This is a genomic window from Mycobacterium sp. IDUB_1 (assembly GCF_055419625.1).
On sequence record NZ_JBVAYA010000002.1, the window covers coordinates 855,056 to 880,922 of the forward strand.

Sequence of the window (25,867 nt, forward strand, 5' to 3'; positions counted from 1 at the left end):
GGTGAGTGACGCGATCGGGGTGGCCGTTCTGGGCCACGGCAACGTCGGTAGCGAGGTGGTGCGCATCATCGAGCGCAGCGCGGCCGACTTGACCGCGCGCATCGGCGCGCCGTTGGAGGTCCGAGGCATCGGCGTGCGCCGCGTCGCCGATGATCGCGGGGTGCCGGTGGACCTGCTCACCGACGACATCGACGGCCTTGTCTCCCGTGACGACATCGACATCGTCGTCGAACTCATGGGTCCGGTGGAACCGGCACGCAAGGCCATCCTGTCGGCGCTCGAACAGGGCAAATCCGTCGTCACCGCCAACAAGGCCCTGATGGCCGTCGCGGCAGGCGAGCTCGCCCAGGCGGCCGAGAACGCCCACGTGGACCTGTATTTCGAGGCCGCCGTGGCCGGCGCGATCCCGGTGATCCGTCCGTTGACCCAGTCGCTGGCCGGCGACACGGTGCTGCGGGTGGCCGGCATCGTCAATGGCACCACCAACTACATCCTGTCCGCGATGGACAGCACGGGCGCCGATTACGACAGCGCCCTGGCCGACGCCAGCGCGCTGGGCTACGCCGAAGCCGACCCCACCGCCGATGTCGAGGGATTCGACGCCGCCGCCAAGGCGGCCATTCTCGCCTCGATCGCCTTCCACACCCGGGTCACCGCGGACGATGTGTACCGCGAGGGCATCACGAAGGTCAGCGCCGCCGACTTCGCTTCCGCGCGCGCGCTCGGCTGCACGATCAAGCTGCTGGCGATCTGCGAGCGACTCACCGACGACGATGGGCAGCAGCGGGTTTCGGCCCGGGTCTATCCGGCCTTGGTGCCGCTGACCCATCCGCTGGCGTCCGTCAGCGGGGCATTCAACGCCGTGGTCGTGGAAGCCGAGGCGGCCGGCCGACTGATGTTCTACGGGCAGGGTGCAGGCGGCGCTCCGACCGCATCGGCGGTGCTGGGTGACGTGGTGATGGCTGCTCGAAACCGTGTGCAAGGCGGTCGCGGCCCGAGAGAGTCCAAGTACGCGAAGCTGCCCGTGGCGCCGATCGGCCTGATCCCGACCCGCTACTACGTCAACATGAACGTCACCGACCGTCCCGGCGTGCTGTCGGCCGTCGCCGCTGAGTTCTCCAAGCGCGAGGTCAGCATCGCCGAGGTGCGTCAGGAAGGCATGGTCGACGAGGGCGGAACGCGTTGCGGCGCCCGCATCGTCGTGGTCACCCACCGGGCGACCGACGCCGCACTATCGGAAACCGTTGCCGCGCTTGCTGATCTGGAAGTGGTATCCAGCATCAACAGCGTGCTGCGGATGGAAGGGACTGCAGAGTGAACACCACCCGCGCCGTGCACCAGCCCTGGCCTGGACTGATCGAGGCCTATCGCGAGCGGCTGCCCATCGACGACTCGTGGACGCCGATCACGTTGCGGGAGGGCGGAACTCCGCTGCTTCCCGCCCCGCGGCTGTCCGACTACACCGGCTGCACCGTGCATCTGAAGGTGGAGGGCCTCAACCCCACCGGTTCGTTCAAGGACCGCGGGATGACGATGGCCGTGACCGAGGCGGTCGCCCGCGGTCAGCAGGCGGTGCTGTGCGCCTCCACGGGCAACACGTCGGCCTCGGCAGCCGCCTACGCCGCGCGGGCCGGCATCACGTGCGCGGTGCTCGTGCCGCAGGGCAAGATCGCGCTGGGCAAGCTCGCGCAGGCGGTCATGCACGGCGCCAAGATCATTCAGATCGACGGCAACTTCGACGACTGCCTCGAGCTCGCCCGCAAGCTGACCGCTGACTTCCCGACCGTGTCACTGGTCAACTCGGTCAACCCCTTCCGCATCGAAGGGCAGAAGACCGCCGCGTTCGAGATCGTCGACGCGCTCGGCGACGCGCCTGACGTGCACGCGCTTCCGGTCGGCAACGCCGGAAACATCACCGCGTACTGGAAGGGCTACACCGAATACCACCGCGACGGCCTCGCTGCGCGCCTGCCCCGCATGCTCGGCACGCAGGCCGCCGGCGCCGCACCGCTGGTGTCCGGTGAGCCCGTCAGCGACCCCGAGACCATCGCGACCGCGATCCGGATCGGCTCGCCGGCGTCCTGGACGCAGGCGGTGGAGGCCCAGCAGCAGTCCGACGGTAAGTTCCTCGCGGCCACCGACGAAGAGATTCTCGCGGCCTACCACCTGGTGGCCCGCACCGAGGGTGTGTTCGTCGAGCCCGCGTCGGCGGCCAGCATCGCCGGCCTGCTCAAGTCCATCGAAGACGGCTGGGTCACCAAGGGTTCCACCGTGGTGTGCACCGTCACCGGCAACGGACTCAAGGATCCCGACACAGCGCTGAAGGGCATGCCGGCCGTGATCCCGGTTCCCGTCGATCCGGTCGCCGTCGTGGCCAAGCTCGGCCTGGTCTGAGCCGACGTGTCCGCGATCCGCGCCCTGCCCCCGGGTTTGACCGCAACCGCGAAAGTGGCCGCGTCGAGCGCCAACCTCGGCCCCGGCTTCGACAGCATGGGCATCGCTCTCGGGATCTATGACGAAATCACCGTCGAGACAACGGATTCCGGTCTAGTCGTCGAGGTGCAGGGCGAAGGGGAGGGGCAGGTTCCTCTCGACGCGACCCACCTCGTGGTGCGGGCGATCCAGCGAGGATTGCAGGAGACGAACGTGTCGGCGCCGGGGATGATCGTGCGCTGCTGCAACAGCATTCCCCACTCTCGTGGCCTCGGTTCGTCGGCAGCCGCGGTGGTCGGCGGCCTTGCGGCTGCCAACGGCATTGCCGCACAAGCGGGTTCGAGCCCCATGTGCACCGAGACGCTGGTGCAGGTGTCCTCGGAGTTCGAAGGACACCCCGACAACGCGTCGGCCGCGGTACTGGGCGGTGCGGTCGTGTCATGGACCGAAGGGGCGGGGGCATCGCCGCGCTACGCCGCGGCGCCGATCCGGCTTCATCCAGACATCGTGTTGTTCAGCGCGATCCCCGCGGTGCGCTCCTCAACCGCCGAGACCCGGATCCTGCTTCCCGAGCGCGTCAGCCACACCGACGCCCGTTTCAACGTGAGCCGGGCGGCGCTGCTGGTGGTGGCGCTGACCGAGCGGCCGGACCTGCTGATGGCGGCGACCGAGGACGTGCTGCACCAGCCGCAGCGCGCGCCGGCGCTGCCGGCGTCTGCGGAATACCTCGATGTTCTGCGTCGTTGTGGCATACCAGCAGTGCTGTCGGGCGCCGGGCCCGCAGTGCTCGCCTTCGGTCTTCACGCCGAGCACCAGGCGGAACTGCCGCATGAGGCGGTCGAGCGGGGTCGAGAACTCGGGTTCACCGTGGTGAAGACGCCGGTCGGACAGGGTGTCACGTGGTCCGCAGATGTGGCCGCCCGCCCCTGACCGCCGCAAACGCGTCAATCACACACGCACCAGATGAATCACCGTGTTTCTTGCTTCCCGCCCGGAAGCGGGTTATTCTCGCAATCGTCCAGCAATCGCAGGCGTCTCTTCCTGCGTCGACTGCAGAGACCTCAGGACAACCCACACTTTTCAGGTGCTCAACTCGTGGACCGACGGTTGTGTCCCATCCCGGCGGACCCGTGGATCACTGTTGCTGTGGCAGCGGTGTGACCTCAGCGTTCAGCAAATTGGACTGAGCGCACAGAACCCTCGCGTTGACCAAGATCAGCGGGGGAAGAAAGGAAATCCGTGACCGATACGGACCTCATCACGGCTGACTCCAGCGCCGACAATGGTGCGCTGCCGCTTGCCGTGACCACTGACGCTCCCGCCGCGCCGGCGCGCCGTGGCGCTCTCACCAGCATGGTGCTGCCTGAGCTGCGCACGCTGGCCAAGGAGATCGGCGTCGAAGGCGCCTCCGGGATGCGCAAGAGCGAATTGATCGCCGCCATCCGCGAGCGCCGCGGGGACGGCAACGGCAAATCCGCCGCAGCTGCACCCGCTGCCGAGGGCTCCGCGCCGGCCGATGCGGCGCCGCCGCAGCGCCGTGAGCGCCGATCTGCCTCCCGCGGGCAGGGCGAGCCCAAGACCGGCGAACCCAAGACCGCTGAGCAGCCCGCGAGCGAGGACGCTCCGCGTGCCGACGCTGCGCCGACCGCCACCGAGGCGCCGGAGCGCAAGCCCGAGCAGGAGCGTCAGGACTCTCAGGACGGCGCGCGCGACGCGTCGGAAAAGACGGCGGAGAAGTCCGACCGCGACGGCCGCAGCCAGAACGACGGCGCACGCCAGAACGACGGCGCACGCCAGAACGACGGCGGCAATCGTCAGAACGAGGGCCGCAACCAGAACGACGGCGGCAATCGTCAGAACGACAACCGCAACCAGAACCAACAGAACGATCGCAACCAGGGCAATCGCAACCAAGACGATCGCAACCAGGGCAATCGCAACCAGGACAATCGCAACCAGGACAGCGACAACGACGACGACGGTGACGGCCGGCAGGGCCGGCGCGGCCGCCGGTTCCGCGACCGCCGACGCCGCGAACGCGGCGGTGAAGGTGGTGGCGGCGGCAATCTCGACCGCGACACCGAACTTCGCGAGGACGACGTCGTCCAGCCGGTCGCCGGCATCCTCGACGTCCTCGACAACTATGCGTTCGTCCGCACCTCGGGGTACCTCGCGGGTCCCAACGACGTCTACGTGTCGATGAACATGGTCCGCAAGAACGGCCTGCGCCGCGGCGATGCGGTCACCGGCGCCGTGCGCGTGCCCAAGGAGGGCGATGGCGGGGGACAGAACGCCCGGCAGAAGTTCAATCCCCTGGTGCGGCTGGACTCCGTCAACGGCAAGCCTGTCGAAGAGGCCAGGAAGCGGCCCGAGTTCACCAAGCTCACGCCGCTCTACCCGAACCAGCGTCTGCGCCTGGAGACCAGCGGCGACAAACTGACCACCCGCGTGATCGACCTGATCATGCCGATCGGCAAGGGCCAGCGCGCGCTGATCGTGTCCCCGCCCAAGGCCGGTAAGACCACGATCATGCAGGACATCGCCAACGCGATCACCCGCAACAACCCCGAGTGCCACCTCATGGTCGTGCTCGTCGACGAACGGCCCGAAGAGGTCACCGACATGCAGCGCTCGGTCAAGGGTGAGGTCATCGCCTCCACCTTCGACCGGCCGCCGTCAGACCACACCCAGGCCGCCGAGCTCGCCATCGAGCGCGCCAAGCGCCTCGTGGAGCAGGGCAAGGACGTCATCGTCCTGCTGGACTCGATCACCCGCCTGGGTCGCGCCTACAACAACGCCTCACCCGCTTCGGGACGCATCCTCTCCGGTGGTGTGGACTCGACCGCGCTGTATCCGCCGAAGCGGTTCCTCGGCGCGGCGCGCAACATCGAAGAGGGCGGCTCGCTGACGATCATCGCCACCGCGATGGTCGAGACCGGGTCGACCGGCGACACGGTGATCTTCGAGGAGTTCAAGGGCACCGGTAACGCCGAGCTCAAGCTCGACCGCAAGATCGCTGAGCGCCGAGTGTTCCCTGCGGTGGACGTGAATCCGTCGGGTACCCGCAAGGACGAGCTGCTGCTCTCTCCCGACGAGTTCGCGATCGTGCACAAGTTGCGCCGCGTGCTCTCGGGGCTGGACCCGCATCAGGCGATCGACTTGCTGATGAGCCAGCTACGAAAGACCAAGAACAACTACGAGTTCCTGCTCCAGGTCTCCAAGAACACGCCCGGCGGCAACGGCGACGACTGACCGTCAGGGGATCAGCACAACGCGTGTTCCCGACGGTGCCGGCGTCGTCCAGACCGTCTCGACGTCGGCCAGAGGTCGACGCACGACGTCGATCTCGAGGTCGCCTGCGGCAGCCATGGCGAACAGCTCCGGAAGGAATTCGCTGCTCGCGCGGGTATGCGCGTCAGCGGGCACGCTGCCGAAGCCGACCCCGGCCAGCGTCACGCCAGCGCTGCGCAGGACTGCCGAGGGCAGGCTGATCGGATCCCCGGCCATGGCACCGATCTGCACGTAGCGGGTGCTGTGGTAGTTCGCTGTCAGCCCTGCATTGCCCAGCGCAGCGAGCGTGCGTTCGGCCACCGGACCCCACAGGTAGTCGAGGACCGCGTCGAACGGCTGCTCGGCGTGGCGCGACGCCACCTGCTCGGTGAGGTCGTCACCGATGGTCAGGGCGTCGTCGGCGCTCGAGCGTCTCAGCTCGGCCAGCCGTTCCCCGTTGCGGCCGGCGACCACGACTCGCCCCGCTCCGAAACGGTGCTTGGCCAATTGTGCGGCGATGCGCCCGGTCACGCCCGTCGCGCCCAGAATGAGTACGGAGTGGCCGGGTTGCACCTGCGCGGCGTATTCGAGGGCGAACCAGGCTGACAGACCGGGGTTCGGGACGGCGGCGGCGAGCGCATCGTCGACTCCGCTGGGCAGCACGACCATCCGAGACGGGTCGACGACGGTGCGCTCGGCCATCATGCCGTGTGTCCCGACCGAGGAGCTGTAGACCCGGCGGCCGTCGGGCAGAGCGACCACTCCGTCGACGCCCGGCACGAACGGCGGCGTCAGGCCGCTGCTCCCGTAGTGGCGCCCGCTGACCAGGCTCCTGTCCAGGTTCTTCACGGAGGCGGCGAGCACCGTCCCCGTCATGGCGTCCTCGGGCGGATCAGCGATGTCTGCGTACTGCGGCGCCTCTCCGAACGCGGTGACGACGGCTGCTTTCATGGCGACTCCTTGGTTTCCAGAAAGAATGTTTCCATAGAAACCATATCTCGACGGCGGTTCGGTGTCACTATGGTTTCCGTGGCAACCAAGGCGGACGTCGTGGCCCGGATCGAAGGCCTGCTGGTTGCGCTCGCGGAACTGGAAGACGGACGCGACGCCGAGCGCGACTACCTCGTCGCGGCGTGCCCGGACCGGCTCGAACGCGCCATCCGGCAGATGCCGACCGTCGCTATCCACGTACTGGCGGCGATAGGAGAGGGCGCGACCAACATCGTCGGGCTCTCCGCTCGCACCGGCCAGCTCAAGGGCACGGTCTCCAAGTACGTGCAGCGATTGGTCGAGGCGGGCCTGGTGGACCGCAGCCCCGTGCCCGGAAATCGCAAGGAAGTGCGCCTGACGCTGACCGAGGACGGCGTGCTGCTCGACCGTGTCCACCGACGAATGCACGTCGAGAAATCCGAGGCGCTGCGGGAGTTCCTCGACCGCTACTCCAGCGCAGAGCTGCAGACGCTTGCCACGGTGCTCGGCGACCTGCTGACCTCGGGCCCGACGGTGTGGCGGCCCGTCAGCGGTATGGGTCGGTGATCTCACGCAGCGACAGCAATGCCGCGCGCAGTGCGTCGAAAGATCGCGCCCCGAGGTGCTCGCGCCATTGGCGCTCTGTCCGCGCGACTTCGTCGGCGGCCGCGCGGCACAGCGCAACGCCCTTCTCGCTGAGGGTCACCAGGCGCGCCCGTGCATCGGTCGGGTCTGGTCGGCGGGCGACGTAGCCCGCGCGCTCGAGTTGATCGACGAGTGCACCAGCGGTCTGCTTGGTGACGCGTGCCTGATCGGCGAGGTCGGTCAATCGCGTCCCGGCCGGGCTCAGGCGCTGCAGGAGTCGTGACTGGGCCACGGTCACATCGGTCACCCCCGTCGCGGCCAGGGCTGCCATCACGCGCGTTTCGACATCGCGATGCGCGATGAACATCAGCACCGCCGTACCCGGATTGTCGGTCACAGCCGTTGACTTTAGTACGAAGATCTGACTATTTTCGTCAGGATACCTGACTAAACCGGGAGGTTCCGTGGACGACGACACCGCACGGCGACACATCGCCACCCAGCGTCGCGAGCTCGCCGATCTGATCGAGGCGCTCGACGCCGACTCGCCCGAGTGCTGGTCGACGCCGTCGTTGTGTGCCGGCTGGTCGGTCCGTGACGTTGCCGTGCATCTCACCCACGCGACCTTGCCCGCGCCGCGCATCCTCTTGGAAGCCGCGCGCGGCGGCTTTCGGTTCAACGCCGTGGTCGACCGCATGGCCCGCGCTGACCAGCGCACCCCCGTGCGTATCGCCGAGGCGCTGCGGACCGACGCCGAGTCGCGGCGCCATCCGCCGGGCACGTCGGTGATGGAGCCGCTGATCGACCTGCTCGTGCACGGTCAGGACCTGTGCGTGCCCCTGGGTATCGATCGCGCGATGCCCGAGGATGCCGCCGTCGCAGCAGCGCATCGGGTCTGGGAGATGGGCTTTCCGTTCCAGGCGCGGCGGCACCTCGCCGGGCGGCGGCTGGTGGCCACCGATGTCGATTTCGAGGTGGGGGAGGGGCGCCCACACCACGCCCCGATCCGCGACCTGCTGATGCAGATGACCGGCCGGGCGGCCACGGCCGCGTAGGTCAGGGCGCCGGTTCGGCCCGCAACCCTGCCACGATGTAGCGCCGGGCATGGCGCAGGACCGACGCGTGATCGTCGAGGTCACACTGCTCGCCCGGGACTGTCGCCAGGCTCACGATGATCCGCGCGATCCACTCGGCGGCTTCGTCGCAATCGGTGGCGGGATGGATCTCGCCGCTGTCGACCGCGGCCTGCAGGTAGGGCTTCCAGAACGCTGCGATCTCCGGAACCAGGCCGCGCACACCGAGGCCGGCGCAGGCGGTGAAGGCCTCCGGCTCCTGCTGGCGCAGTTTGAGGACCAGCGCGCCAGGGGCCTCTGACTCCCGGCGGGCCAGTGCGACGCCGACGGCAATACGTTCGTCGAGCCCCTCGACCGCGTCGAGTCGGGCTTGCGACTCGGTCCAAAATGCCTCGTTGAGCCGGACGATCGCCGCCCCGAGAAGCTCGGCCTTGTCCGGGAAGTGCCGGTAGAGCCAGCCCCGGCTGACCCCGGCCACTTCGGCGACCTCCGAGACCGTGGTCGCACGAATGCCTTTGGCCGTCAGGCACTGCTCAGCCGCGTCGATGAGGCGGTCCCGAACCGATCGTCCGCGCACCACGGGGGTCGCCTGCGGGTCGGTCACACGATCTGCCCCGGTGTCCACGCTCACCGCCCTATCTTCGCAAATGGTCGCCGGGCCGTTGGTACGCTTCGCCGGCCGGTCGAGTAGACAAGTGCCGGAAACTGTTCACAATCGCGAAGGGCGGGGCTCATGGCCGATACCGTGCAGCAGCTCCTCCGGGAACGTCGCGATGACGACGGACTCGCAGTGACCCATGACGGGCAGCGTTGGACGTGGCGCCAACACCTCGCCGAGGCGGAGACGCAGGCAGCCGCCCTCATCGGTCTGGCCGATCCCACCAGGCCCCTGCACGTGGGCGTGCTGCTCGGCAACAGCCCCGAGATGCTGACGGCACTGGCTGCCGCCGGACTGGGCGGCTACGTGTTGTGCGGTATCAACGACACCCGCCGCGGTGAGGCGCTCGCTCGGGACATCCGGCGCGCCGATGTGCAGATCCTGCTCACCGACGACGCCCACGCGGAATTGCTCGACGGGGTGGACCTCGCTGGTGTGGAGGTGCTGCGGACCGGGAGCGCGCAGTGGAAAGAGGCAACCATGCAGGCGCCACCGTTGGTGCCGCACCGGGAGGTCGGCCCCACCGACACCTTCATGCTGATCTTCACCTCGGGCACCAGCGGCGACCCGAAGGCCGTCAAGATGATGCACGCGATGGTCGTGCTCGCGGGCGCCGCGCTGGCCGGCCGCTTCGCCATCACTCCCGCAGACGTGTGCTACCTGTCGATGCCGCTGTTCCACAGCAACGGGGTGCTCGCGGGCTGGTCTGTGGCGCTGAACTCCGGCGCGGCCATGGCGCCGGCGCAGTTCAGCGCGTCGCGCTTCCTCGACGATGTCCGCAGCCACGGCGTCACCTACATGAACTATGTCGGCAAGCCACTGGCTTATCTGCTGGCCCGCCCGGAGCGGCCCGACGACAGCGACAATCCGCTGCGCATCGCCTTCGGCAACGAAGCCAGCGACCGCGACATCGCCGAATTCGCCCGTCGGTTCGGATGTCAGGTCTGGGACGGCTTCGGATCGACCGAGAACGCGGTCACGGTCACCCGGGAGGAGGGCTGCCCGCCGGGATCGATCGGCAAGGGTTTCCCGGGGGTGGCCATCTACGACCCCGAGGCGCTGACCGAGTGCGCTGTCGCGGAGTTCGACGAGCACGGCGCACTGCGCAACGGCGACGCCGCGATCGGCGAATTGGTCAACACCGAGGGGCCGGGGATGTTCGCCGGCTACTACAACGACGAGGACGCCACCGAGGAGCGGATGCGCCACGGCATGTTCTGGTCCGGGGACCTCGCCTACCGCGACGCCGACGGCTGGATCTACCTGGCCGGACGCACCGCCGACTGGATGCGGGTCGACGGCGAGAACATGACCGCGGCACCGATCGAACGAATCCTCGGCCGCCTGCCCGCGATCAGCCAGGTCGCGGTCTATCCGGTCCCCGACGAACTGGTCGGCGACCAGGTGATGGCCGCGGTCGTGCTCGCCGACGGCGCAACGCTGACCCCCGAGGAGTTCGGGATCTTCCTCGCCGGGCAGCCCGACCTGTCCCCGAAAGCGTGGCCGCGCCACGTCTGGGTGGCCGACGCGCTGCCCGCGACCGCGACCAACAAGGTACTCAAGCGCGAGCTGGTCGCGATGGGCACCGATCCGGCGGGGCGGCGGCTCTGGCGACGGGACGGGCGGACCTACTCCGGGGTCGCCGGGCTCACGGAATAGCGGTCCGATGGCGCGCGTTTAGGCTGTTGGCGGTTGACCTGGCATAATTGGGCCAGCCTTCCGGCCCCTCCGGCCGGGTGCCGACACCTCGGTTCCGGTTCACGCCGATACCTCCCGACGCGGGAGGGGCGACCCGGGGCCCACGATCGAAGAGGAAACCATGAAAACAGGCGTCCATCCGGACTACGTCGAGACCACCGTGCTGTGTGGTTGCGGTGCGAGCTTCACCACCCGCAGCACGAAGAAGAGCGGCAACATCACCGTCGAGGTCTGCTCGCAGTGCCACCCGTTCTACACCGGCAAGCAGAAGATCCTCGACAGCGGCGGCCGCGTCGCCCGCTTCGAGAAGCGGTACGGCAAGCGCACCAAGGCTTCCGAGGCTTCCGAGGCTTCCGGCGACAAGTAGCTGACTGAACGGCGCCCGCTCTGCTGCACACCGCGCAGGCCGGGCGCCGTTTCATGACCGGGGTAGACCGATTCGGAACGGAGGCGAGGTGAGCGACACCGCTTCGGCAGTCGACGCCATCATGGCGGAGCACGCCGAACTCGAGCAGCGCCTCTCCGAACCCGAGTTGCACGCTGATCCGGCCATGGCTCGCAAGGTGGGGCGCCGGTTTTCCCAGATCTCGCCGATCGTGGCCACCTACCGCAAGCTGGAGGCTGCGCGCGGTGATCTTGAGACGGCCCGGGAGCTCGCCGCCGACGACTCCTCGTTCGCCGGGGAGGTCGACGAGCTCACGGAGACGGTCGCGCGCCTCGAGACCACATTGTCCGATTTGCTGGCCCCGCGCGATCCCCACGACGCCGACGACATCGTGCTCGAGGTCAAGTCTGGCGAGGGCGGCGAGGAGTCCGCGCTGTTCGCCGCCGATCTCGCCCGGATGTACATCCGCTACGCCGAGCGGCACGGCTGGACCGTCACGATGCTCGACGAGACGGCGTCCGACCTCGGCGGCTACAAGGACGCGACCCTGTCGATCCGCAGCAAGGGCGATTCCGCCGACGGTGTGTGGGCGCGTCTGAAGTTCGAAGGCGGAGTGCACCGCGTGCAGCGGGTGCCGGTCACCGAGTCCCAGGGCCGCATCCACACCTCCGCAGCCGGTGTGCTCGTGTACCCGGAACCCGAGGAGATCGAGCAGGTCCAGATCGACGAATCCGATCTGCGCATCGACGTCTACCGGTCCTCGGGCAAGGGCGGCCAGGGCGTCAACACCACCGACTCCGCCGTGCGCATCACCCACTTGCCCACCGGCATCGTCGTCACCTGCCAGAACGAACGTTCGCAGCTGCAGAACAAGGCGCGGGCAATGCAAGTTCTCGCCGCCCGGCTGCAGTCGCTGGCCGAGGAGCAGGCCCAAGCCGATGCCTCTGCCGACCGGGCCAGCCAGATCCGCACCGTGGACCGCAGTGAGCGCATCCGCACCTACAACTTTCCCGAGAACCGGATCGCCGATCACCGGATCAACTTCAAGGCCCACAACCTCGATCAGGTCCTCGACGGCGATCTCGACCCGCTGTTCGACGCGCTGGCCGCGGCCGACCGGCAGGCGAAGCTACAGAGCGCGTCGTGAGCGTGGCCGGCGGCCCCGTGACGATGCGGCGTCTGATCGACGACGCCGCGGACCAGTTGGCTGCCGCCGGGGTCGGATCGCCGAGGGTCGACGCTGAACTACTCGCCGCACACGTCGCGGGTACCGAGCGGATGCTCGTCGGCTTCACTGTTCCCGACGCCGACTTCGCGCAACGGTTCGCCGCGTTGGTCGCCCGCCGGGCTCAGCGCGTCCCGCTGCAGCACCTCACGGGCACGGCCGCTTTCGGCCCGGTGTCGGTGCATGTCGGGCCAGGGGTGTTCGTCCCGCGTCCGGAAACCGAGGCGCTGTTGGAGTGGGCGCTGGCCCAGCCGCTGCCGCCCGAGCCGGTGATCGTCGACCTGTGCACCGGTTCGGGTGCGCTGGCGCTGGCGCTGGCGAGTGGCCGCCCCCGGGCCCGAGTCGTCGCCGTCGATGACTCGCCCGACGCCCTGCGCTACGCCCGCCGCAACACGGCAGGCACCTCGGTGGAGGTGGTGTCCGCCGACGTCACCGCGCCCGGTGTGCTCGCCGAGTTGGACGGAACCGCGGATCTGCTGGTGGCCAACCCGCCGTACATCCCGGCCGGCGCACAGCTGGAACCTGAAGTGGCGCAGTATGATCCGGCTCATGCACTGTTCGGTGGCCTGGACGGGATGGCTGTGATCGACCGCATCGCCGACGTCGCCGCGCGCCTGTTGCGCCCGGGTGGTTCCTGCGCCGTGGAACACGACGACACCACCTCCCCGCGTACGGTCGACGCGTTCCTCCGCACCGGCCGATTCGCCGACGTGACGGCTCGACACGACCTCACCGGGCGGCCACGCTTCGTGACGGCCGTGCGCGACGAGTGAGAGGCTGGCTCACGTGAGCGAGATGTTCGACTGCGACGACCCCGAACAGCGCGACATCGGGATCGCATCCGCCATCAGCGCGCTCAAGGGCGGCCGCCTGGTGGTGATGCCCACCGACACTGTTTACGGAATCGGCGCTGATGCGTTCGACAGCGCGGCGGTCGCGTCGTTGCTCGCCGCCAAGGGCCGGGGGCGCGACATGCCGGTGCCGGTGCTCGTCGGCTCCTGGCACACCATCGACGGCCTCGTGTACTCGGTGCCCCAGAGCGCGAAGGAACTCATCCGGGCGTTCTGGCCCGGCGCGTTGAGCCTGGTGGTCCGGCAGGCGCCGTCACTGCAGTGGGATCTCGGCGACGCCAACGGCACCGTGATGCTGCGCATGCCCCTGCACCCCGTGGCGATCGAACTGCTCCGCGAGATCGGCCCCCTGGCGGTGTCGAGCGCGAACATCTCGGGCCGTCCCGCCTCCGTCAGCGCGCAGCAGGCCCGCGAGCAACTCGGCGATCTCGTCGAGGTCTACCTCGACGGCGGCCCGGCCGAACAACAGGCCGCGTCGACCATCGTCGACCTCACCGGCGCACATCCCCGCGTCCTGCGGCAGGGCCCGGTCTCCGTCGACGCGGTGGCCGGTGTGCTCGGTGTCGACGCCGCGTCACTGACGGCGATCACGGACTGACGCGGCGGACAGACGATGTCGACCACGTTGCTGGCACTGACCGACCGGGGGGCGGGGGTGCCGCTGCGCGAGTTGGCACTCGTCGGCCTGACCGCGGCGATCATCACCTACCTCGCCACCGGGTGGGTGCGGGTGCTGGCCACTCGCTGGGGTGCGGTCGCCTATCCCCGCGAACGCGATGTGCACATGCAGCCCACGCCGCGAATGGGCGGCCTGGCCATGTACGTCGGGGTGGTCTTCGCTGTCCTGCTCGCGTCTCAGCTCCCGGCACTGACCCGGGGATTCGTGTACTCCTCCGGCCTGCCGGCCGTCGTCGTGGCGGGCGGTCTGATCATGGTCGTCGGGCTGATCGACGACCGATGGGGGCTCGACGCGCTGACCAAGTTCGCGGGCCAGATCACGGCGGCGAGCGTGATGGTCACGATGGGCGTGGCCTGGAGCGTCCTCTACATCCCGATCGGCGGGGTCGGCACCATCGTGCTCGACCAGGTCGCCTCGATCCTGCTCACCCTCGCGCTGACCGTCGCGATCGTCAACGCGATGAACTTCGTCGACGGCCTCGACGGATTGGCGGCCGGCCTCGGCCTGATCACCGCGTCGGCCATCTGCATCTTCTCCGTGGGACTGCTGCACGACCACGGCGGCGACGTGCTGTTCTATCCGCCCGCGGTGATCTCGGTGGTGCTGGCCGGGGCATGCCTGGGCTTCTTGCCGCACAACTTCCACAAGGCCCGGATCTTCATGGGGGATTCCGGGTCGATGCTCATCGGGTTGATGCTCGCGGCCGCCTCGACCACCGCGGCCGGACCCATCTCGCAGACGGCCTACGGTGCCCGCGACGTGTTCGCCCTGCTGTCGCCGTTCCTGCTCGTGGTCGCGGTGATGTTCGTGCCGGCGCTGGACATGCTGCTCGCCATCATTCGCAGAACCCGTGCGGGCCTGAGTCCGTTCAGCCCGGACAAGATGCACCTGCACCACCGTCTTCTCGAGATCGGGCACTCGCACCGACGGGTCGTCCTGCTCATCTACGTGTGGGTGGGCATCGTCGCCCTCGGGGCGGCGAGCACGATCTTCTTCGATCCGCGGCACACCGCCGCGGTCATGGCCGGTGCCATCGTGGTGGCCGGGGTGGTGACGCTGATTCCGTTGCTGAGACGGCGCGACACCGACGGTCAGGAGGTCACGGACGGCCCAGCGCACGAGGTATACGACAAAAAGTAGTAGGCCCCCTTTTGTGGCTCTCACCATGTGTTAGGGTTCAATTAGAACCCGAAAAAACCTCGCGGGTTGCCGGCCTCCGAACCATCGGTTCTCAGATTCCTGAGCGTCGATCGGGGCGGACACACGACCGACAGATCGACCGATTCAGGAGCTACCTCTTGGGTGATTCCCGCGCGCCCGTCGCCCTCCGATACGCTACGGACGCTCACAGGATCAACGAGACGACGCTCACACGATATGACCGTGGAATTGAGGTGACACAGTGACGACGCCAGCGCAGGACGCGCCGTTGGTGTTCCCGTCCGTGGCTTTCCGGCCGATCCGCCTGCTCGTGATCTGCGCGGTCGTCTCCGGCCTCCTCACGGTCGCCGCGGCGCTGGTGGGATACCCCCTCTTCGGTGCCTTCTTCGCGATCGGCATGGCGCTGGGTCTGACGAACGCGCTGCTGGTTCGCCGCGCAGTCGAGTCGATCACCGCCGGCGACCACCCGCTGAAGAAGAAGATGGCCCTGAATTCGGCTTCCCGGCTGCTGGCGATCACCGTCGTCGCGCTCACCATCGCGTTCGTATTCCGGCCGATGGGCCTCGGGGTGCTGTTCGGTCTGGCACTGTTCCAGGTGGTTCTCGTGATGAGCACCTCCCTGCCCGTTCTCAAGAAGCTGCGCGCCGGTAGCCCCGACACCCCTGCCGACGCCGCGGCGCCCGCTGCTGACACCTCGACGCCCACCGACGGATAGCTCAAGGACTGATTCGTAGATGACTCAAAGTGTGCTCGCCCTCGAGGTCGGCCACCACATCGAACAGAAGTGGTTCGGCCTGACGGTCAACGTCGACACCGTCTTGTCGACCGCGATCGCCGGCATCATCGTCATCGCCCTGGCCTTCTTCCTGCGCGCCAAGGTGACCTCGACCGGCGTGCCCGGTGGCGTCCAGCTGTTCTTCGAGGCGATCACCATCCAGATGCGCAACCAGGTGGAGAGCGCGATCGGGATGCGGATCGCACCGTTCGTGCTCCCGCTGGCGGTGGCGCTGTTCTGCTTCATCCTGTTCGCCAACTGGTTGTCGGTGCTGCCAGTGCAGTACACCGACTCCGAGGGCGTCACCACCGAGCTGATCAAACCGCCGGCCTCGGACATCAACTTCGTGCTCGCGCTGGCTCTGTTCGTCTTCCTCTGCTACCACGCCGCGGGCGTGTGGCGCCGGGGCGTCATCGGCCACCCGATCAAGGTCGCCAAGGGTCACGTCGCGTTCCTCGCGCCGATCAACATCGTCGAAGAGATCGCCAAGCCGATCTCGCTGTCGCTGCGACTCTTCGGCAACATCTTCGCCGGCGGCATCATGGTCGGCCTGATCGCGCTGTTCCCGGCCTGGATTCTGTGGCTGCCGAACGCCATCTGGAAGTCGTTCGACCTCTTCATCGGTCTCATCCAGGCGTTCATCTTCGCTCTGCTGACGATCCTGTACTTCGGGCAGTCGATGGAGCTCGATCACGGCGACCACGACGCCAAGCACGATGACAGCAAGCACGATGACACCACGCACGATGACGAATCCGACCACGCCAAGCAGGGCGCGGCCACCGCTCACTGAGACCGCAGTACCCGTTAGACCCAACAGAACCTGGCGACAACCGACAGCCAGTTATCAAGGAGGATAAGCAATGGATCCCACTATCGCTGCAGGTGCGCTCATCGGCGGTGGTCTGATCATGGCCGGCGGCGCGATCGGTGCAGGCATCGGTGACGGCATCGCCGGTAACGCCCTGATCTCGGGCATCGCCCGGCAGCCGGAAGCCCAGGGCCGGCTGTTCACCCCGTTCTTCATCACCGTTGGTCTGGTCGAGGCGGCCTACTTCATCAACCTGGCCTTCATGGCGCTGTTCGTGTTCGCCACCCCGGTCGGCGGCTAACTCGTCGTCATGGGTGAAACCACCGCACGGGTCTTGGCAGCCGAAGAAGGAGGCGGGGGGACCAGTAACTTCCTGGTCCCCAACGGCACCTTCTTTTTCGTCCTGCTCATCTTCCTGATCGTGCTCGGCGTGATCTGGAAATGGGTGGTGCCGCCGGTGAGCAAGGTGTTGGCCGAGCGCGAGGCGATGCTCGCCAAGACCGCTGCCGACAACCGGAAAGCCGCCGAGCTGACGGCGGCTGCCCAGGCGGACTACGAAGAGACCATGGCCAAGGCGCGCAGCGAGGCTGCGTCGATCCGCGACGAGGCCCGCGCAGAGGGCCGCCAAGCGGTCGACGAGGCGCGTGCCGAGGCCGGTAACGAGGTGTCGGAGAAGCTGCAGTCGGCCAACGCCGAGCTGGAGCGCAACGCGGCGTCGACCAACGAGGAGTTGCAGTCGTCGGTCGACGGCCTGTCGGCCACCCTGGCCAGCCGCGTCCTCGGCGTCGACGTCAACGGCACCGCGAGTGAGAGGCGCTGATGTCCACCTTCATCGGACAGCTGGTCGGATTCGTGCTCATCGTGGCGATCATCGTCAAATGGGTGGTCCCGCCGGTCCGCAAGCTGATGAACACCCAGCAGGAAGCGGTGCGCGCCGCGCTCATGGAGAGCAAGGCCGCCGCCGACAAGCTGGCGAACGCTGACGCAGAGCACACCAAGGCCGTCGAAGAAGCCAAGAGCCGTGGTGAGAAGTTGACCGAGGAGGCTCGCGCCGACTCGTCGCGGATCGCCGAGCACCTGCGTGAGCAGGCCGGCACCGAAGCCGAGCGCATCAAAGCGCAAGGCGACCAACAGGTTTCGCTGCTCCGTGCGCAGACCATCCGCGGCCTGCGTCAGCAGCTGGGGTTGGAGTCGGTGGACAAGGCCGAGCAGATCATCCGTGATCACCTCGCCGACAACGATGCACAGACCGCATCGGTGGACCGGTTCCTCGACCAGCTCGACGACATGGCACCGTCCCCGGCAGTTCTCGAGGCCGGCGCCCCGCTCAACCTGCGTGCCGCCAGCCGGGAGGCACTCGCCGAAGTCGTCAAGAAGTTCGAGTCCGTCACCGACGGTGCCGACGCGGACAGCCTCACGACGCTCGCCGACGAGCTCACCTCGGTCGCTACGCTGCTGACCGAGGAGCACGCGCTCAACACCCACCTCGCCGAGCCCACCGACGAACCGGCCGCCAAGGAGCGTCTGGTCGAGCGGCTGTTCGCCGACAAGCTCGCCGAGACATCTGTCGATCTGCTCAAAACCGCTGTGGCACAGCGCTGGTCGGATGACGGCAACCTCGTCGATGCTCTCGAGCACGTCGCCCGGCTGGCACTGCTGGTCCGCGCGGAGCGCAACGAGCAGAGCGAAGAGGTCGAAGAGCAGCTGTTCCGCGTGGGCCGGGTGCTCGACGCGGAATCACGGCTCAACCGATTGCTGTCCGATCCCACGGTGCCCGCCGACAAGCGGATCGAACTGCTGAACAAGGTCGTCGAGGGCGGCGGGGGAGTCAACGACACCACCGCGGCGCTGCTGGCTCAGACCGTCCGGTTGCTGCGCGGCGGGCTCGCCGACGCAGCCGTCGCCGATCTCGCCGAGTTGGCGGTGTCCCGCCGCGGTGAAGCGGTCGCGGAGGTCACTGCCGCGACCGAGATCAGTGACGCTCAGCGCACGCGTCTGACCGAAATCCTCAGCCGCATCTACGGCACCGACGTGTCGGTGCAGCTCGACGTCGATCCGGCCATCCTCGGCGGACTCCTCATCACGGTCGGTGAAGAGGTCATCGACGGCTCCATCTCCTCCCGGTTGGCAGCGGCCCGCACGGGCCTGCCGGACTGACCGGCCCAGAACTCCCAGCAACGAAACACGAAGGCAGGAAGACGAACCCATGGCAGAGTTGACAATCTCGGCTTCTGACATCGAGGGCGCGATCGAGGACTACGTCTCCTCCTTCGCCGCCGACTCCGACCGTGAAGAGATCGGCACGGTCATCGATGCGGGCGACGGCATCGCTCACGTCGAAGGCCTGCCCTCGGTCATGACCCAGGAACTGCTCGAGTTCCCCGGTGGCGTGCTCGGTGTCGCGCTGAACCTCGACGAGCACACGGTCGGCGCTGTCATCCTCGGCGAGTTCGAGAAGATCGAACAGGGTCAGCAGGTGAAGCGCACCGGCGAGGTGCTCTCCGTGCCGGTCGGCGACGCCTTCCTCGGCCGCGTCATCAACCCGCTCGGCCAGCCCATCGACGGGCAGGGCGACATCGAGCCCGACGCCCGTCGCGCACTCGAGCTGCAGGCTCCGTCGGTGGTGCAGCGTCAGGGTGTGTCGGAGCCCCTGCAGACGGGCATCAAGGCCATCGACAGCCAGACCCCGATCGGCCGTGGCCAGCGCCAGCTGATCATCGGCGACCGCAAGACCGGTAAGACGGCGGTCGCGGTCGACACGATCCTCAACCAGCGCGAGGCATGGGAGACCGGCGACCCGAGCAAGCAGGTGCGCTGCGTGTATGTCGCGATCGGCCAGAAGGGCACCACGATCGCCTCGGTGAAGCGGGCCCTCGAAGAGGGTGGTGCGATGGAGTACACCACCATCGTCGCCGCGCCTGCCTCCGACGCCGCCGGCTTCAAATGGCTTGCGCCGTACACCGGTTCGGCCATCGGCCAGCACTGGATGTACGACGGCAAGCACGTGCTGATCGTCTTCGACGATCTCTCGAAGCAGGCCGACGCCTACCGCGCGATCTCGCTGCTGCTGCGCCGTCCGCCGGGTCGCGAGGCGTTCCCCGGTGACGTGTTCTACCTGCACTCGCGGCTGCTCGAGCGTTGCGCGAAGCTGTCCGATGAGCTCGGCGGCGGCTCGATGACCGGTCTGCCGATCATCGAGACCAAGGCCAACGACATCTCGGCGTTCATCCCCACGAACGTCATCTCGATCACCGACGGCCAGTGCTTCCTGGAGTCCGACCTGTTCAACCAGGGTGTGCGCCCGGCCATCAACGTCGGTGTGTCGGTGTCGCGCGTCGGTGGCGCCGCCCAGATCAAGGCAATGAAAGAGGTGGCGGGCTCGCTGCGTCTGGAGCTCTCGCAGTATCGCGAGCTCGAGTCGTTCGCGGCGTTCGCCTCGGATCTGGACGCAGCGTCGAAGGCCCAGCTGGACCGCGGTGCCCGTCTGGTCGAGCTGCTCAAGCAGCCCCAGTACACCCCGTACGCGGTCGAGGATCAGGTCATCGCGATCTTCCTCGGCACCGGTGGCCACCTGGATTCGGTTCCCGTCGAAGACGTCGCGCGCTTTGAATCCGAGCTGCTGGAGCACATCAAGAGTTCCCACAGCGAAGTCCTCGACAGCATCCGCGAGAGCAAGAAGTTCCCGGAAGAAGAGCAGGACAAGGTCAGCGACATCATCAACGAGTTCAAGAAGGGCTTCTCCGCCACGGACGGAAGCTCGGTCGCGGTCGACGACAAGACCGAGGCGATGGACGAAGAGGACGTCGAGAAAGAGTCCGTCAAGGTCCGCAAACCGGCCAAGAAGTAAGACCGACAACGACGTTGGACCGAAAGGGTCTGGAGAGCTAGATGGCTGCAACACTGCGCGAGCTTCGGGGGCGCATCCGTTCCGCCGGGTCGATCAAGAAGATCACCAAGGCCCAGGAGCTGATCGCGACCTCGCGAATCTCGAAGGCGCAGGCCCGAGTCGAGGCGGCTCGGCCCTACAGTACCGAGATCACCAACATGCTGACCGAGCTGGCCAGCGCCAGCGCGCTGGATCATCCGCTGCTGGTCGAGCGGGAGAACCGCAAGCGTGCCGGTGTGCTGGTGGTGTCCTCGGACCGAGGCCTGTGTGGGGCGTACAACGCCAACGTGCTGCGCCAGTCCGAGGAACTCTTCGCGTTGTTGCGTGACGAGGGCAAAGAGCCCGTTGTCTACGTGGTGGGCCGTAAAGCGCTGGGCTACTACAACTTCCGTCAGCGCGAGGTCGTCGAATCCTGGACGGGATTCTCCGAGCGCCCGGATTACGAGAACGCCAAGGAGATCGCCGAGACCCTGGTGGCGGCGTTCATGGCCGGTGCCGACGACGACGGTGACGACGCCGGCGCCGACGGCGTGCTCGGAGTCGACGAACTCCATATCGTCTTCACCGAATTCAAGTCGATGCTGTCGCAGAGCGCGGCGGCGCGCCGCATCGCTCCGATGGTCGTCGAGTACGTCGAAGACGACCGTCCCGACGACGGCCCCCGCACCCTGTTCACGTTCGAGCCCAACGCGGAAACGCTGTTCGACGCACTGCTGCCGCGCTACGTGGCCACCCGCGTCTACGCCGCGTTGCTCGAGGCGGCGGCCTCGGAGTCGGCCTCACGCCGACGGGCCATGAAGTCGGCCACCGACAACGCCGACGATCTGATCAAGTCCCTCACCCTGGCGGCCAACCGCGAGCGGCAGGCACAGATCACCCAAGAAATCAGCGAGATCGTCGGCGGCGCCAACGCGCTGGCCGACGCCAAATGACCTCCAGCAGCATCGGTTAGGAAGCGAAGAAAATGAGCGCACCCGCAGAAGAGAAGTCCAAGGAAAGCACCAAGGAGACCACCGGTCGCGTGGTTCGTATCACCGGCCCGGTTGTGGACGTGGAGTTTCCCCGCGGTTCCGTGCCCGAGCTGTTCAACGCGCTGCACGCGGAGATCTCCTACAAGGAGCTGTCGAAGACGCTGACACTGGAGGTCGCGCAGCACCTCGGCGACAACCTGGTGCGGACCATCTCGATGCAGCCCACCGACGGTCTCGTCCGCGGCGTCGAGGTCACCGACACCGGTAACTCGATCTCGGTGCCCGTCGGCGACGGCGTCAAGGGCCACGTGTTCAACGCCCTGGGTGACTGCCTCGACGAGCCGGGCTACGGCAAGGACTTCGAGCACTGGTCGATCCACCGCAAGCCGCCGGCCTTCTCCGAGCTCGAGCCTCGTACCGAGATGCTCGAGACGGGCCTCAAGGTCGTCGACCTGCTGACCCCCTACGTGCGCGGTGGCAAGATCGCGCTGTTCGGCGGCGCGGGCGTGGGCAAGACCGTGCTCATCCAGGAGATGATCAACCGCATCGCCCGCAACTTCGGTGGTACCTCGGTGTTCGCCGGCGTGGGTGAGCGCACCCGTGAGGGCAACGACCTGTGGGTCGAGCTCGAGGACGCCAACGTGCTCAAGGACACCGCGCTGGTGTTCGGTCAGATGGACGAGCCGCCGGGCACGCGTATGCGTGTCGCGCTCTCGGCGCTGACCATGGCGGAGTACTTCCGCGACGAGCAGGGTCAGGACGTGCTGCTGTTCATCGACAACATCTTCCGGTTCACCCAGGCCGGTTCCGAGGTGTCGACGCTGCTCGGGCGTATGCCGTCCGCGGTGGGTTACCAGCCCACGCTCGCTGACGAGATGGGTGAGCTCCAGGAGCGCATCACCTCGACCCGCGGCAAGTCCATCACCTCGATGCAGGCCGTGTACGTGCCCGCCGACGACTACACCGACCCGGCGCCCGCCACCACGTTCGCACACCTCGATGCGACCACCGAGCTTTCTCGTACGGTGTTCTCGAAGGGCATCTTCCCGGCCGTGGACCCGCTGGCATCGAGCTCGACGATCCTCGACCCGGCCGTCGTCGGTGACGAGCACTACCGCGTCGCGCAGGAAGTCATCCGAATCCTGCAGCGTTACAAGGATCTTCAGGACATCATCGCCATCCTCGGTATCGACGAGCTCGCCGAAGAGGACAAGCAGCTGGTCAACCGTGCGCGTCGTATCGAGCGCTTCCTGAGCCAGAACATGATGGCGGCCGAGCAGTTCACCGGTCAGCCCGGCTCCACGGTGCCGCTCAAGGAGACCATCGAGGCGTTCGACAAGCTCACCAAGGGCGACTTCGATCACCTGCCCGAGCAGGCGTTCTTCCTGATCGGTGGTCTCGACGACCTGGCGAAGAAGGCCGAAAGCCTCGGCGCCAAGCTGTGATCGCCAGTGACGCTATCGGGAAGGGCGGTGTGACATGGCGGAGATGAACGTCGAGATCGTCGCCGTCGAGCGTGAATTGTGGGCGGGTGAAGCGACTTTCGTCTTCACTCGCACCACCGCGGGTGAGATCGGCATCCTGCCCCGGCACATTCCGCTCGTCGCTCAGCTCGTCGACGACGCGATGGTGCGGGTCGAGCGGGACGGTGAGGACGATCTGCGGATCGCTGTCGACGGGGGTTTCCTGTCGGTGACGGAAGAGACCGTCCGCATCCTGGTCGAGAACGCACAGTTCGAAGACGAGATCAACGCCGACGACGCGAAGCAGGATTCCGAGTCCGACGACGAGCGGACAGCAGCATGGGGCAGGGCGCGGCTCCGCGCCCTCGGCCAGCTGGACTGACCGGCGATGAGCGCGTCCATGGTGTTCATGGTCGCGCTGGTCAGCGTGCTTCTGCTGGCCGTCATCGCACTGAGCTACCGGTTGTGGAAACTACGCCAGGTGGGCGGCACGGCAGCGATCCTTCGTGACGTGCCCGCCGTCGGCGGCCACGGTTGGCGCCACGGTGTAGTGCGTTATCGCGGTGGCGAGGCGCAGTTCTACCAACTCTCCAGCCTTCGGTGGTGGCCCGATCGGACGCTCAGCCGGCGGGGTTTGGAGGTCGTGTCGCGACGCCCACCGCGCGGTGACGAGTTCGACATCATGACCGACGAGATCGTCGTCCTCGAACTGCGCGACGTCGTGCCTGACCGCGGCCGGGGATACGAGATCGCCCTGGATCGCGGTGCGCTGACCGCGTTCACCTCATGGGTCGAATCGCGACCCTCGCCCCGGGCCCGTCGACGCAGCTACTGAGCGGTGCCGCCCGGGCGCCACAACACATCGCCGTCCGGGTTGGCCACCCGCGACAGGATGAACAGCAGGTCGGACAACCGGTTCAGATACTTCGCGGGCAGCACGCTGATGGAGTCGCCGTGGGCGTCGATCGCCAGCCAGGCTGATCGTTCAGCCCGCCGCGCCACCGTGCGCGCGACGTGCAGGAGTGCCGACAGTGCTGTGCCGCCGGGCAAGATGAACGAGTTGAGCGCCGGCAGGGGCTCGTTGAACTCGTCGCACCACTTCTCGAGGCGGTCGATGTAGCTCTGTTGGATGCGCAGCGGCGGGTATTCCGGGTTGTCGACCACTGGTGTGGACAGGTCGGCGCCCGCATCGAACAGGTCGTTCTGGATACGGCGGAGTACGTCGAGCACGCGTTCGTCGGGTTGCCCCAGTGCGACCGCGACACCGATCGCGGCGTTCGCCTCGTCACAGTCGGCGTATGCCACCAGCCGCGGGTCGTTCTTGGACACCCGGCTGAAATCACTGAGGCCTGTGGTCCCGTCGTCGCCGGTCCGGGTGTAGATCCGCGTCAGATGCACTGCCATGCCCAAACCGTACGGGACGTGTCCGGGGTGATTCGCGGAGACTGACATGGGTCTGCCCGCTGTTTACACTGACCGCGTGGGTGAGCGTTTCGTGGTGACCGGCGGCAGTCGGTTGGCAGGCGAAGTGGCTGTCGGAGGCGCCAAGAACAGCGTCTTGAAACTGATGGCCGCGTCCTTGCTGGCCGAAGGCACCAGCACCATCACCAATTGTCCCGACATCCTCGACGTCCCGCTGATGGCCGAGGTGCTTCGCGGCCTGGGCGCGACCGTCGATCTCGACGGCGACGTCGTCCGCATCACCTCCCCGGACGAACCAAAGTACGACGCCGACTTCGCCGCGGTCCGGCAGTTCCGTGCGTCGGTGTGCGTGCTCGGTCCGCTGGTCGGCAGGTGCAAACGAGCCAAAGTGGCGCTGCCGGGGGGAGACGCGATCGGGTCGCGCCCGCTGGACATGCACCAGGCAGGTCTGCGCCAACTCGGTGCGCGATGCACGATCGAGCACGGGTGTGTGGTGGCCGAGGCCGACCACCTGCACGGCGCCGAGATCCAGCTCGAGTTCCCGTCGGTCGGTGCCACCGAGAACATTCTGATGGCGGCGGTACTCGCCGAGGGCGTCACCACGATTCACAACGCGGCGCGCGAACCCGATGTCGTGGACCTGTGCACGATGCTCAACCAGATGGGCGCGCAGATCAGCGGCGCGGGATCCTCGACGCTGACCATCACCGGTGTCGACCGGCTCTATCCCACCGAGCATCGGGTCATCGGGGACAGGATCGTCGCCGCGACGTGGGGGATCGCCGCGGCGATGACGCGCGGGGACATCTCGGTGACCGGGGTCGATCCCGCGCATCTGCAGTTGGTGCTCCACAAACTGCACGACGCCGGCGCGACCGTGACGCAGTCCGACGACGGCTTCCGGGTTGTGCAGTACGAGCGACCGAAGGCAGTGAACGTGGCGACGCTGCCGTTCCCCGGTTTTCCGACCGACTTGCAGCCGATGGCCATCGGTCTGGCCTCGATAGCCGACGGCACGTCGATGATCACGGAGAACGTGTTCGAAGCGCGGTTCCGTTTCGTCGAGGAGATGATCCGGTTGGGTGCGGACGCCCGCACCGACGGCCATCACGCCGTATTGCGGGGGATACCGCAGCTGTCGAGTGCACCGGTGTGGTCGTCGGACATCCGTGCGGGCGCCGGCTTGGTGTTGGCCGGACTCGTGGCAGATGGTGACACCGAAGTGCACGACGTCTTTCACATCGACCGCGGGTATCCGAAGTTCGTGGAAAATCTCGTCAGTCTGGGCGCGGAGGTCGAGCGAGTCAGCTAGGGTCCGGCGCTCGTTTTGGCCTCTTGCGCTGGGCATTTGGGCGTCTGGCCGACAGCACGTAGTATTTCATTCATAAGCAACGGCCTCGGTCGAAAGACCTGAGGACGAGCTTGACCGCCCTGGTCACATGCAGTACAGTGGCAGGGTTGCCTGAAAACGGCGGTGTTGTTTGAGAACTCAATAGTGTGTTTGGTGGTTTTTGTTTGTTGTTTTTTGTTGTGTCCGCATTTTCCCGTTTGG

Annotated in this window: 27 protein-coding genes; 23 read left to right on the forward strand and 4 right to left on the reverse strand. The window is 67.4% G+C overall.

Going from position 1 to position 25,867, the window contains the following annotated elements:
* Nucleotide 1: 1 nt before the first annotated feature.
* The 4 genes from ACZYYX_RS17230 (at nucleotide 2) to rho (ending at nucleotide 5,685) form a co-directional block, all read left to right on the forward strand.
* A complete protein-coding gene (locus ACZYYX_RS17230; RefSeq protein ID WP_463815759.1) occupies nucleotides 2–1,318 on the forward strand; it encodes a homoserine dehydrogenase in 1,317 nt (438 codons plus the stop codon).
* Complete coding sequence (gene thrC / locus ACZYYX_RS17235; RefSeq protein WP_463815760.1) at nucleotides 1,315–2,394, forward strand: threonine synthase; 1,080 nt, start codon at nucleotides 1,315–1,317, stop codon at nucleotides 2,392–2,394. The genes ACZYYX_RS17230 and thrC overlap by 4 nt, the downstream gene beginning before the upstream one ends.
* A gap of 15 nt (nucleotides 2,395–2,409) precedes the next feature.
* Complete coding sequence (gene thrB / locus ACZYYX_RS17240) at nucleotides 2,410–3,363, forward strand: homoserine kinase (protein ID WP_463815843.1); 954 nt, start codon at nucleotides 2,410–2,412, stop codon at nucleotides 3,361–3,363.
* A 309-nt stretch (nucleotides 3,364–3,672) separates the two neighbouring features.
* Nucleotides 3,673–5,685 (forward strand): transcription termination factor Rho, encoded by a 2,013-nt coding sequence (rho, locus tag ACZYYX_RS17245; RefSeq protein ID WP_463815761.1) that lies wholly within the window; start codon nucleotides 3,673–3,675, stop codon nucleotides 5,683–5,685.
* Between the two features lie 3 nt (nucleotides 5,686–5,688).
* Here the strand turns inward: rho and ACZYYX_RS17250 are convergent, their stop codons facing one another.
* Complete coding sequence (locus ACZYYX_RS17250; protein WP_463815762.1) at nucleotides 5,689–6,654, reverse strand: quinone oxidoreductase family protein; 966 nt, start codon at nucleotides 6,652–6,654, stop codon at nucleotides 5,689–5,691.
* 78 nt (nucleotides 6,655–6,732) lie between these two features.
* Between ACZYYX_RS17250 and ACZYYX_RS17255 the strand changes: the two genes are divergently transcribed.
* The gene (locus tag ACZYYX_RS17255) at nucleotides 6,733–7,239 is read left to right on the forward strand and encodes a MarR family transcriptional regulator (RefSeq protein WP_463815763.1); all 507 of its coding nucleotides are present in this window, start codon (nucleotides 6,733–6,735) and stop codon (nucleotides 7,237–7,239) included.
* On the opposite strand, the gene ACZYYX_RS17260 is transcribed toward ACZYYX_RS17255, so the two are convergent.
* Complete coding sequence (locus tag ACZYYX_RS17260; RefSeq protein ID WP_463815844.1) at nucleotides 7,220–7,624, reverse strand: MarR family winged helix-turn-helix transcriptional regulator; 405 nt, start codon at nucleotides 7,622–7,624, stop codon at nucleotides 7,220–7,222. The two genes, ACZYYX_RS17255 and ACZYYX_RS17260, sit on opposite strands and share 20 nt — an antisense overlap.
* Before the next feature lie 97 nt (nucleotides 7,625–7,721).
* Between ACZYYX_RS17260 and ACZYYX_RS17265 the strand changes: the two genes are divergently transcribed.
* Nucleotides 7,722–8,312, forward strand: a complete 591-nt coding sequence (locus ACZYYX_RS17265; RefSeq protein WP_463815764.1) for a maleylpyruvate isomerase family mycothiol-dependent enzyme — start codon at nucleotides 7,722–7,724, stop codon at nucleotides 8,310–8,312.
* Nucleotide 8,313: 1 nt separating this feature from the next.
* Here the strand turns inward: ACZYYX_RS17265 and ACZYYX_RS17270 are convergent, their stop codons facing one another.
* Nucleotides 8,314–8,934: a TetR/AcrR family transcriptional regulator gene (locus ACZYYX_RS17270; RefSeq protein ID WP_463815765.1), complete on the reverse strand. Its 621-nt coding sequence runs from the start codon at nucleotides 8,932–8,934 to the stop codon at nucleotides 8,314–8,316.
* Nucleotides 8,935–9,063: 129 nt separating this feature from the next.
* On the opposite strand from ACZYYX_RS17270, the gene fadD1 reads away from it, so the two are divergent.
* From fadD1 to ACZYYX_RS17350, 16 genes are all read left to right on the forward strand, one after another.
* Nucleotides 9,064–10,647: a fatty-acid--CoA ligase FadD1 gene (fadD1, locus tag ACZYYX_RS17275; protein WP_463815766.1), complete on the forward strand. Its 1,584-nt coding sequence runs from the start codon at nucleotides 9,064–9,066 to the stop codon at nucleotides 10,645–10,647.
* Between the two features lie 160 nt (nucleotides 10,648–10,807).
* Nucleotides 10,808–11,053: a 50S ribosomal protein L31 gene (gene rpmE, locus ACZYYX_RS17280; protein ID WP_463815767.1), complete on the forward strand. Its 246-nt coding sequence runs from the start codon at nucleotides 10,808–10,810 to the stop codon at nucleotides 11,051–11,053.
* Between the two features lie 121 nt (nucleotides 11,054–11,174).
* Nucleotides 11,175–12,218 (forward strand): peptide chain release factor 1, encoded by a 1,044-nt coding sequence (prfA, locus tag ACZYYX_RS17285; protein ID WP_463815845.1) that lies wholly within the window; start codon nucleotides 11,175–11,177, stop codon nucleotides 12,216–12,218.
* Nucleotides 12,219–12,241: 23 nt separating this feature from the next.
* The gene (gene prmC, locus ACZYYX_RS17290) at nucleotides 12,242–13,069 is read left to right on the forward strand and encodes a peptide chain release factor N(5)-glutamine methyltransferase (protein WP_463815846.1); all 828 of its coding nucleotides are present in this window, start codon (nucleotides 12,242–12,244) and stop codon (nucleotides 13,067–13,069) included.
* A gap of 13 nt (nucleotides 13,070–13,082) precedes the next feature.
* The gene (locus ACZYYX_RS17295) at nucleotides 13,083–13,745 is read left to right on the forward strand and encodes an L-threonylcarbamoyladenylate synthase (RefSeq protein ID WP_463815768.1); all 663 of its coding nucleotides are present in this window, start codon (nucleotides 13,083–13,085) and stop codon (nucleotides 13,743–13,745) included.
* Nucleotides 13,746–13,760: 15 nt separating this feature from the next.
* Nucleotides 13,761–14,966, forward strand: a complete 1,206-nt coding sequence (locus ACZYYX_RS17300) for a glycosyltransferase family 4 protein (protein ID WP_463815769.1) — start codon at nucleotides 13,761–13,763, stop codon at nucleotides 14,964–14,966.
* 262 nt (nucleotides 14,967–15,228) lie between these two features.
* Nucleotides 15,229–15,702, forward strand: a complete 474-nt coding sequence (locus tag ACZYYX_RS17305) for an ATP synthase subunit I (protein WP_463815770.1) — start codon at nucleotides 15,229–15,231, stop codon at nucleotides 15,700–15,702.
* A gap of 19 nt (nucleotides 15,703–15,721) precedes the next feature.
* Nucleotides 15,722–16,555, forward strand: a complete 834-nt coding sequence (gene atpB, locus ACZYYX_RS17310; protein ID WP_463815771.1) for a F0F1 ATP synthase subunit A — start codon at nucleotides 15,722–15,724, stop codon at nucleotides 16,553–16,555.
* 70 nt (nucleotides 16,556–16,625) lie between these two features.
* Nucleotides 16,626–16,874, forward strand: a complete 249-nt coding sequence (locus tag ACZYYX_RS17315; protein ID WP_046361386.1) for a F0F1 ATP synthase subunit C — start codon at nucleotides 16,626–16,628, stop codon at nucleotides 16,872–16,874.
* A 9-nt stretch (nucleotides 16,875–16,883) separates the two neighbouring features.
* Nucleotides 16,884–17,393: a F0F1 ATP synthase subunit B gene (locus ACZYYX_RS17320; RefSeq protein ID WP_463815772.1), complete on the forward strand. Its 510-nt coding sequence runs from the start codon at nucleotides 16,884–16,886 to the stop codon at nucleotides 17,391–17,393.
* A complete protein-coding gene (locus ACZYYX_RS17325) occupies nucleotides 17,393–18,730 on the forward strand; it encodes a F0F1 ATP synthase subunit B/delta (RefSeq protein WP_463815773.1) in 1,338 nt (445 codons plus the stop codon). Before ACZYYX_RS17320 ends, ACZYYX_RS17325 begins: the two co-directional genes overlap by 1 nt.
* A gap of 49 nt (nucleotides 18,731–18,779) precedes the next feature.
* Nucleotides 18,780–20,420 carry a F0F1 ATP synthase subunit alpha gene (atpA, locus tag ACZYYX_RS17330; protein ID WP_463815774.1) on the forward strand — a complete coding sequence of 547 codons (1,641 nt, stop codon included), beginning with the start codon at nucleotides 18,780–18,782 and terminating at the stop codon, nucleotides 20,418–20,420.
* A gap of 41 nt (nucleotides 20,421–20,461) precedes the next feature.
* Nucleotides 20,462–21,391 (forward strand): F0F1 ATP synthase subunit gamma, encoded by a 930-nt coding sequence (locus ACZYYX_RS17335; RefSeq protein WP_463815775.1) that lies wholly within the window; start codon nucleotides 20,462–20,464, stop codon nucleotides 21,389–21,391.
* A 32-nt stretch (nucleotides 21,392–21,423) separates the two neighbouring features.
* Nucleotides 21,424–22,875 (forward strand): F0F1 ATP synthase subunit beta, encoded by a 1,452-nt coding sequence (gene atpD, locus ACZYYX_RS17340; RefSeq protein ID WP_048422046.1) that lies wholly within the window; start codon nucleotides 21,424–21,426, stop codon nucleotides 22,873–22,875.
* 34 nt (nucleotides 22,876–22,909) lie between these two features.
* Nucleotides 22,910–23,275: a F0F1 ATP synthase subunit epsilon gene (locus ACZYYX_RS17345; RefSeq protein WP_463815776.1), complete on the forward strand. Its 366-nt coding sequence runs from the start codon at nucleotides 22,910–22,912 to the stop codon at nucleotides 23,273–23,275.
* Nucleotides 23,276–23,281: 6 nt separating this feature from the next.
* The gene (locus ACZYYX_RS17350; protein ID WP_463815777.1) at nucleotides 23,282–23,728 is read left to right on the forward strand and encodes a DUF2550 domain-containing protein; all 447 of its coding nucleotides are present in this window, start codon (nucleotides 23,282–23,284) and stop codon (nucleotides 23,726–23,728) included.
* Here ACZYYX_RS17350 and ACZYYX_RS17355 read toward each other — a convergent pair.
* Entirely contained in the window at nucleotides 23,722–24,297 is a 576-nt protein-coding gene (locus tag ACZYYX_RS17355; protein ID WP_463815778.1) for a cob(I)yrinic acid a,c-diamide adenosyltransferase, read from the reverse strand. The two genes, ACZYYX_RS17350 and ACZYYX_RS17355, sit on opposite strands and share 7 nt — an antisense overlap.
* Before the next feature lie 76 nt (nucleotides 24,298–24,373).
* On the opposite strand from ACZYYX_RS17355, the gene murA reads away from it, so the two are divergent.
* Nucleotides 24,374–25,627, forward strand: coding sequence for a UDP-N-acetylglucosamine 1-carboxyvinyltransferase (murA, locus tag ACZYYX_RS17360; RefSeq protein ID WP_463815779.1), 1,254 nt, complete (start codon nucleotides 24,374–24,376; stop codon nucleotides 25,625–25,627).
* Nucleotides 25,628–25,867 lie beyond the last annotated feature (240 nt).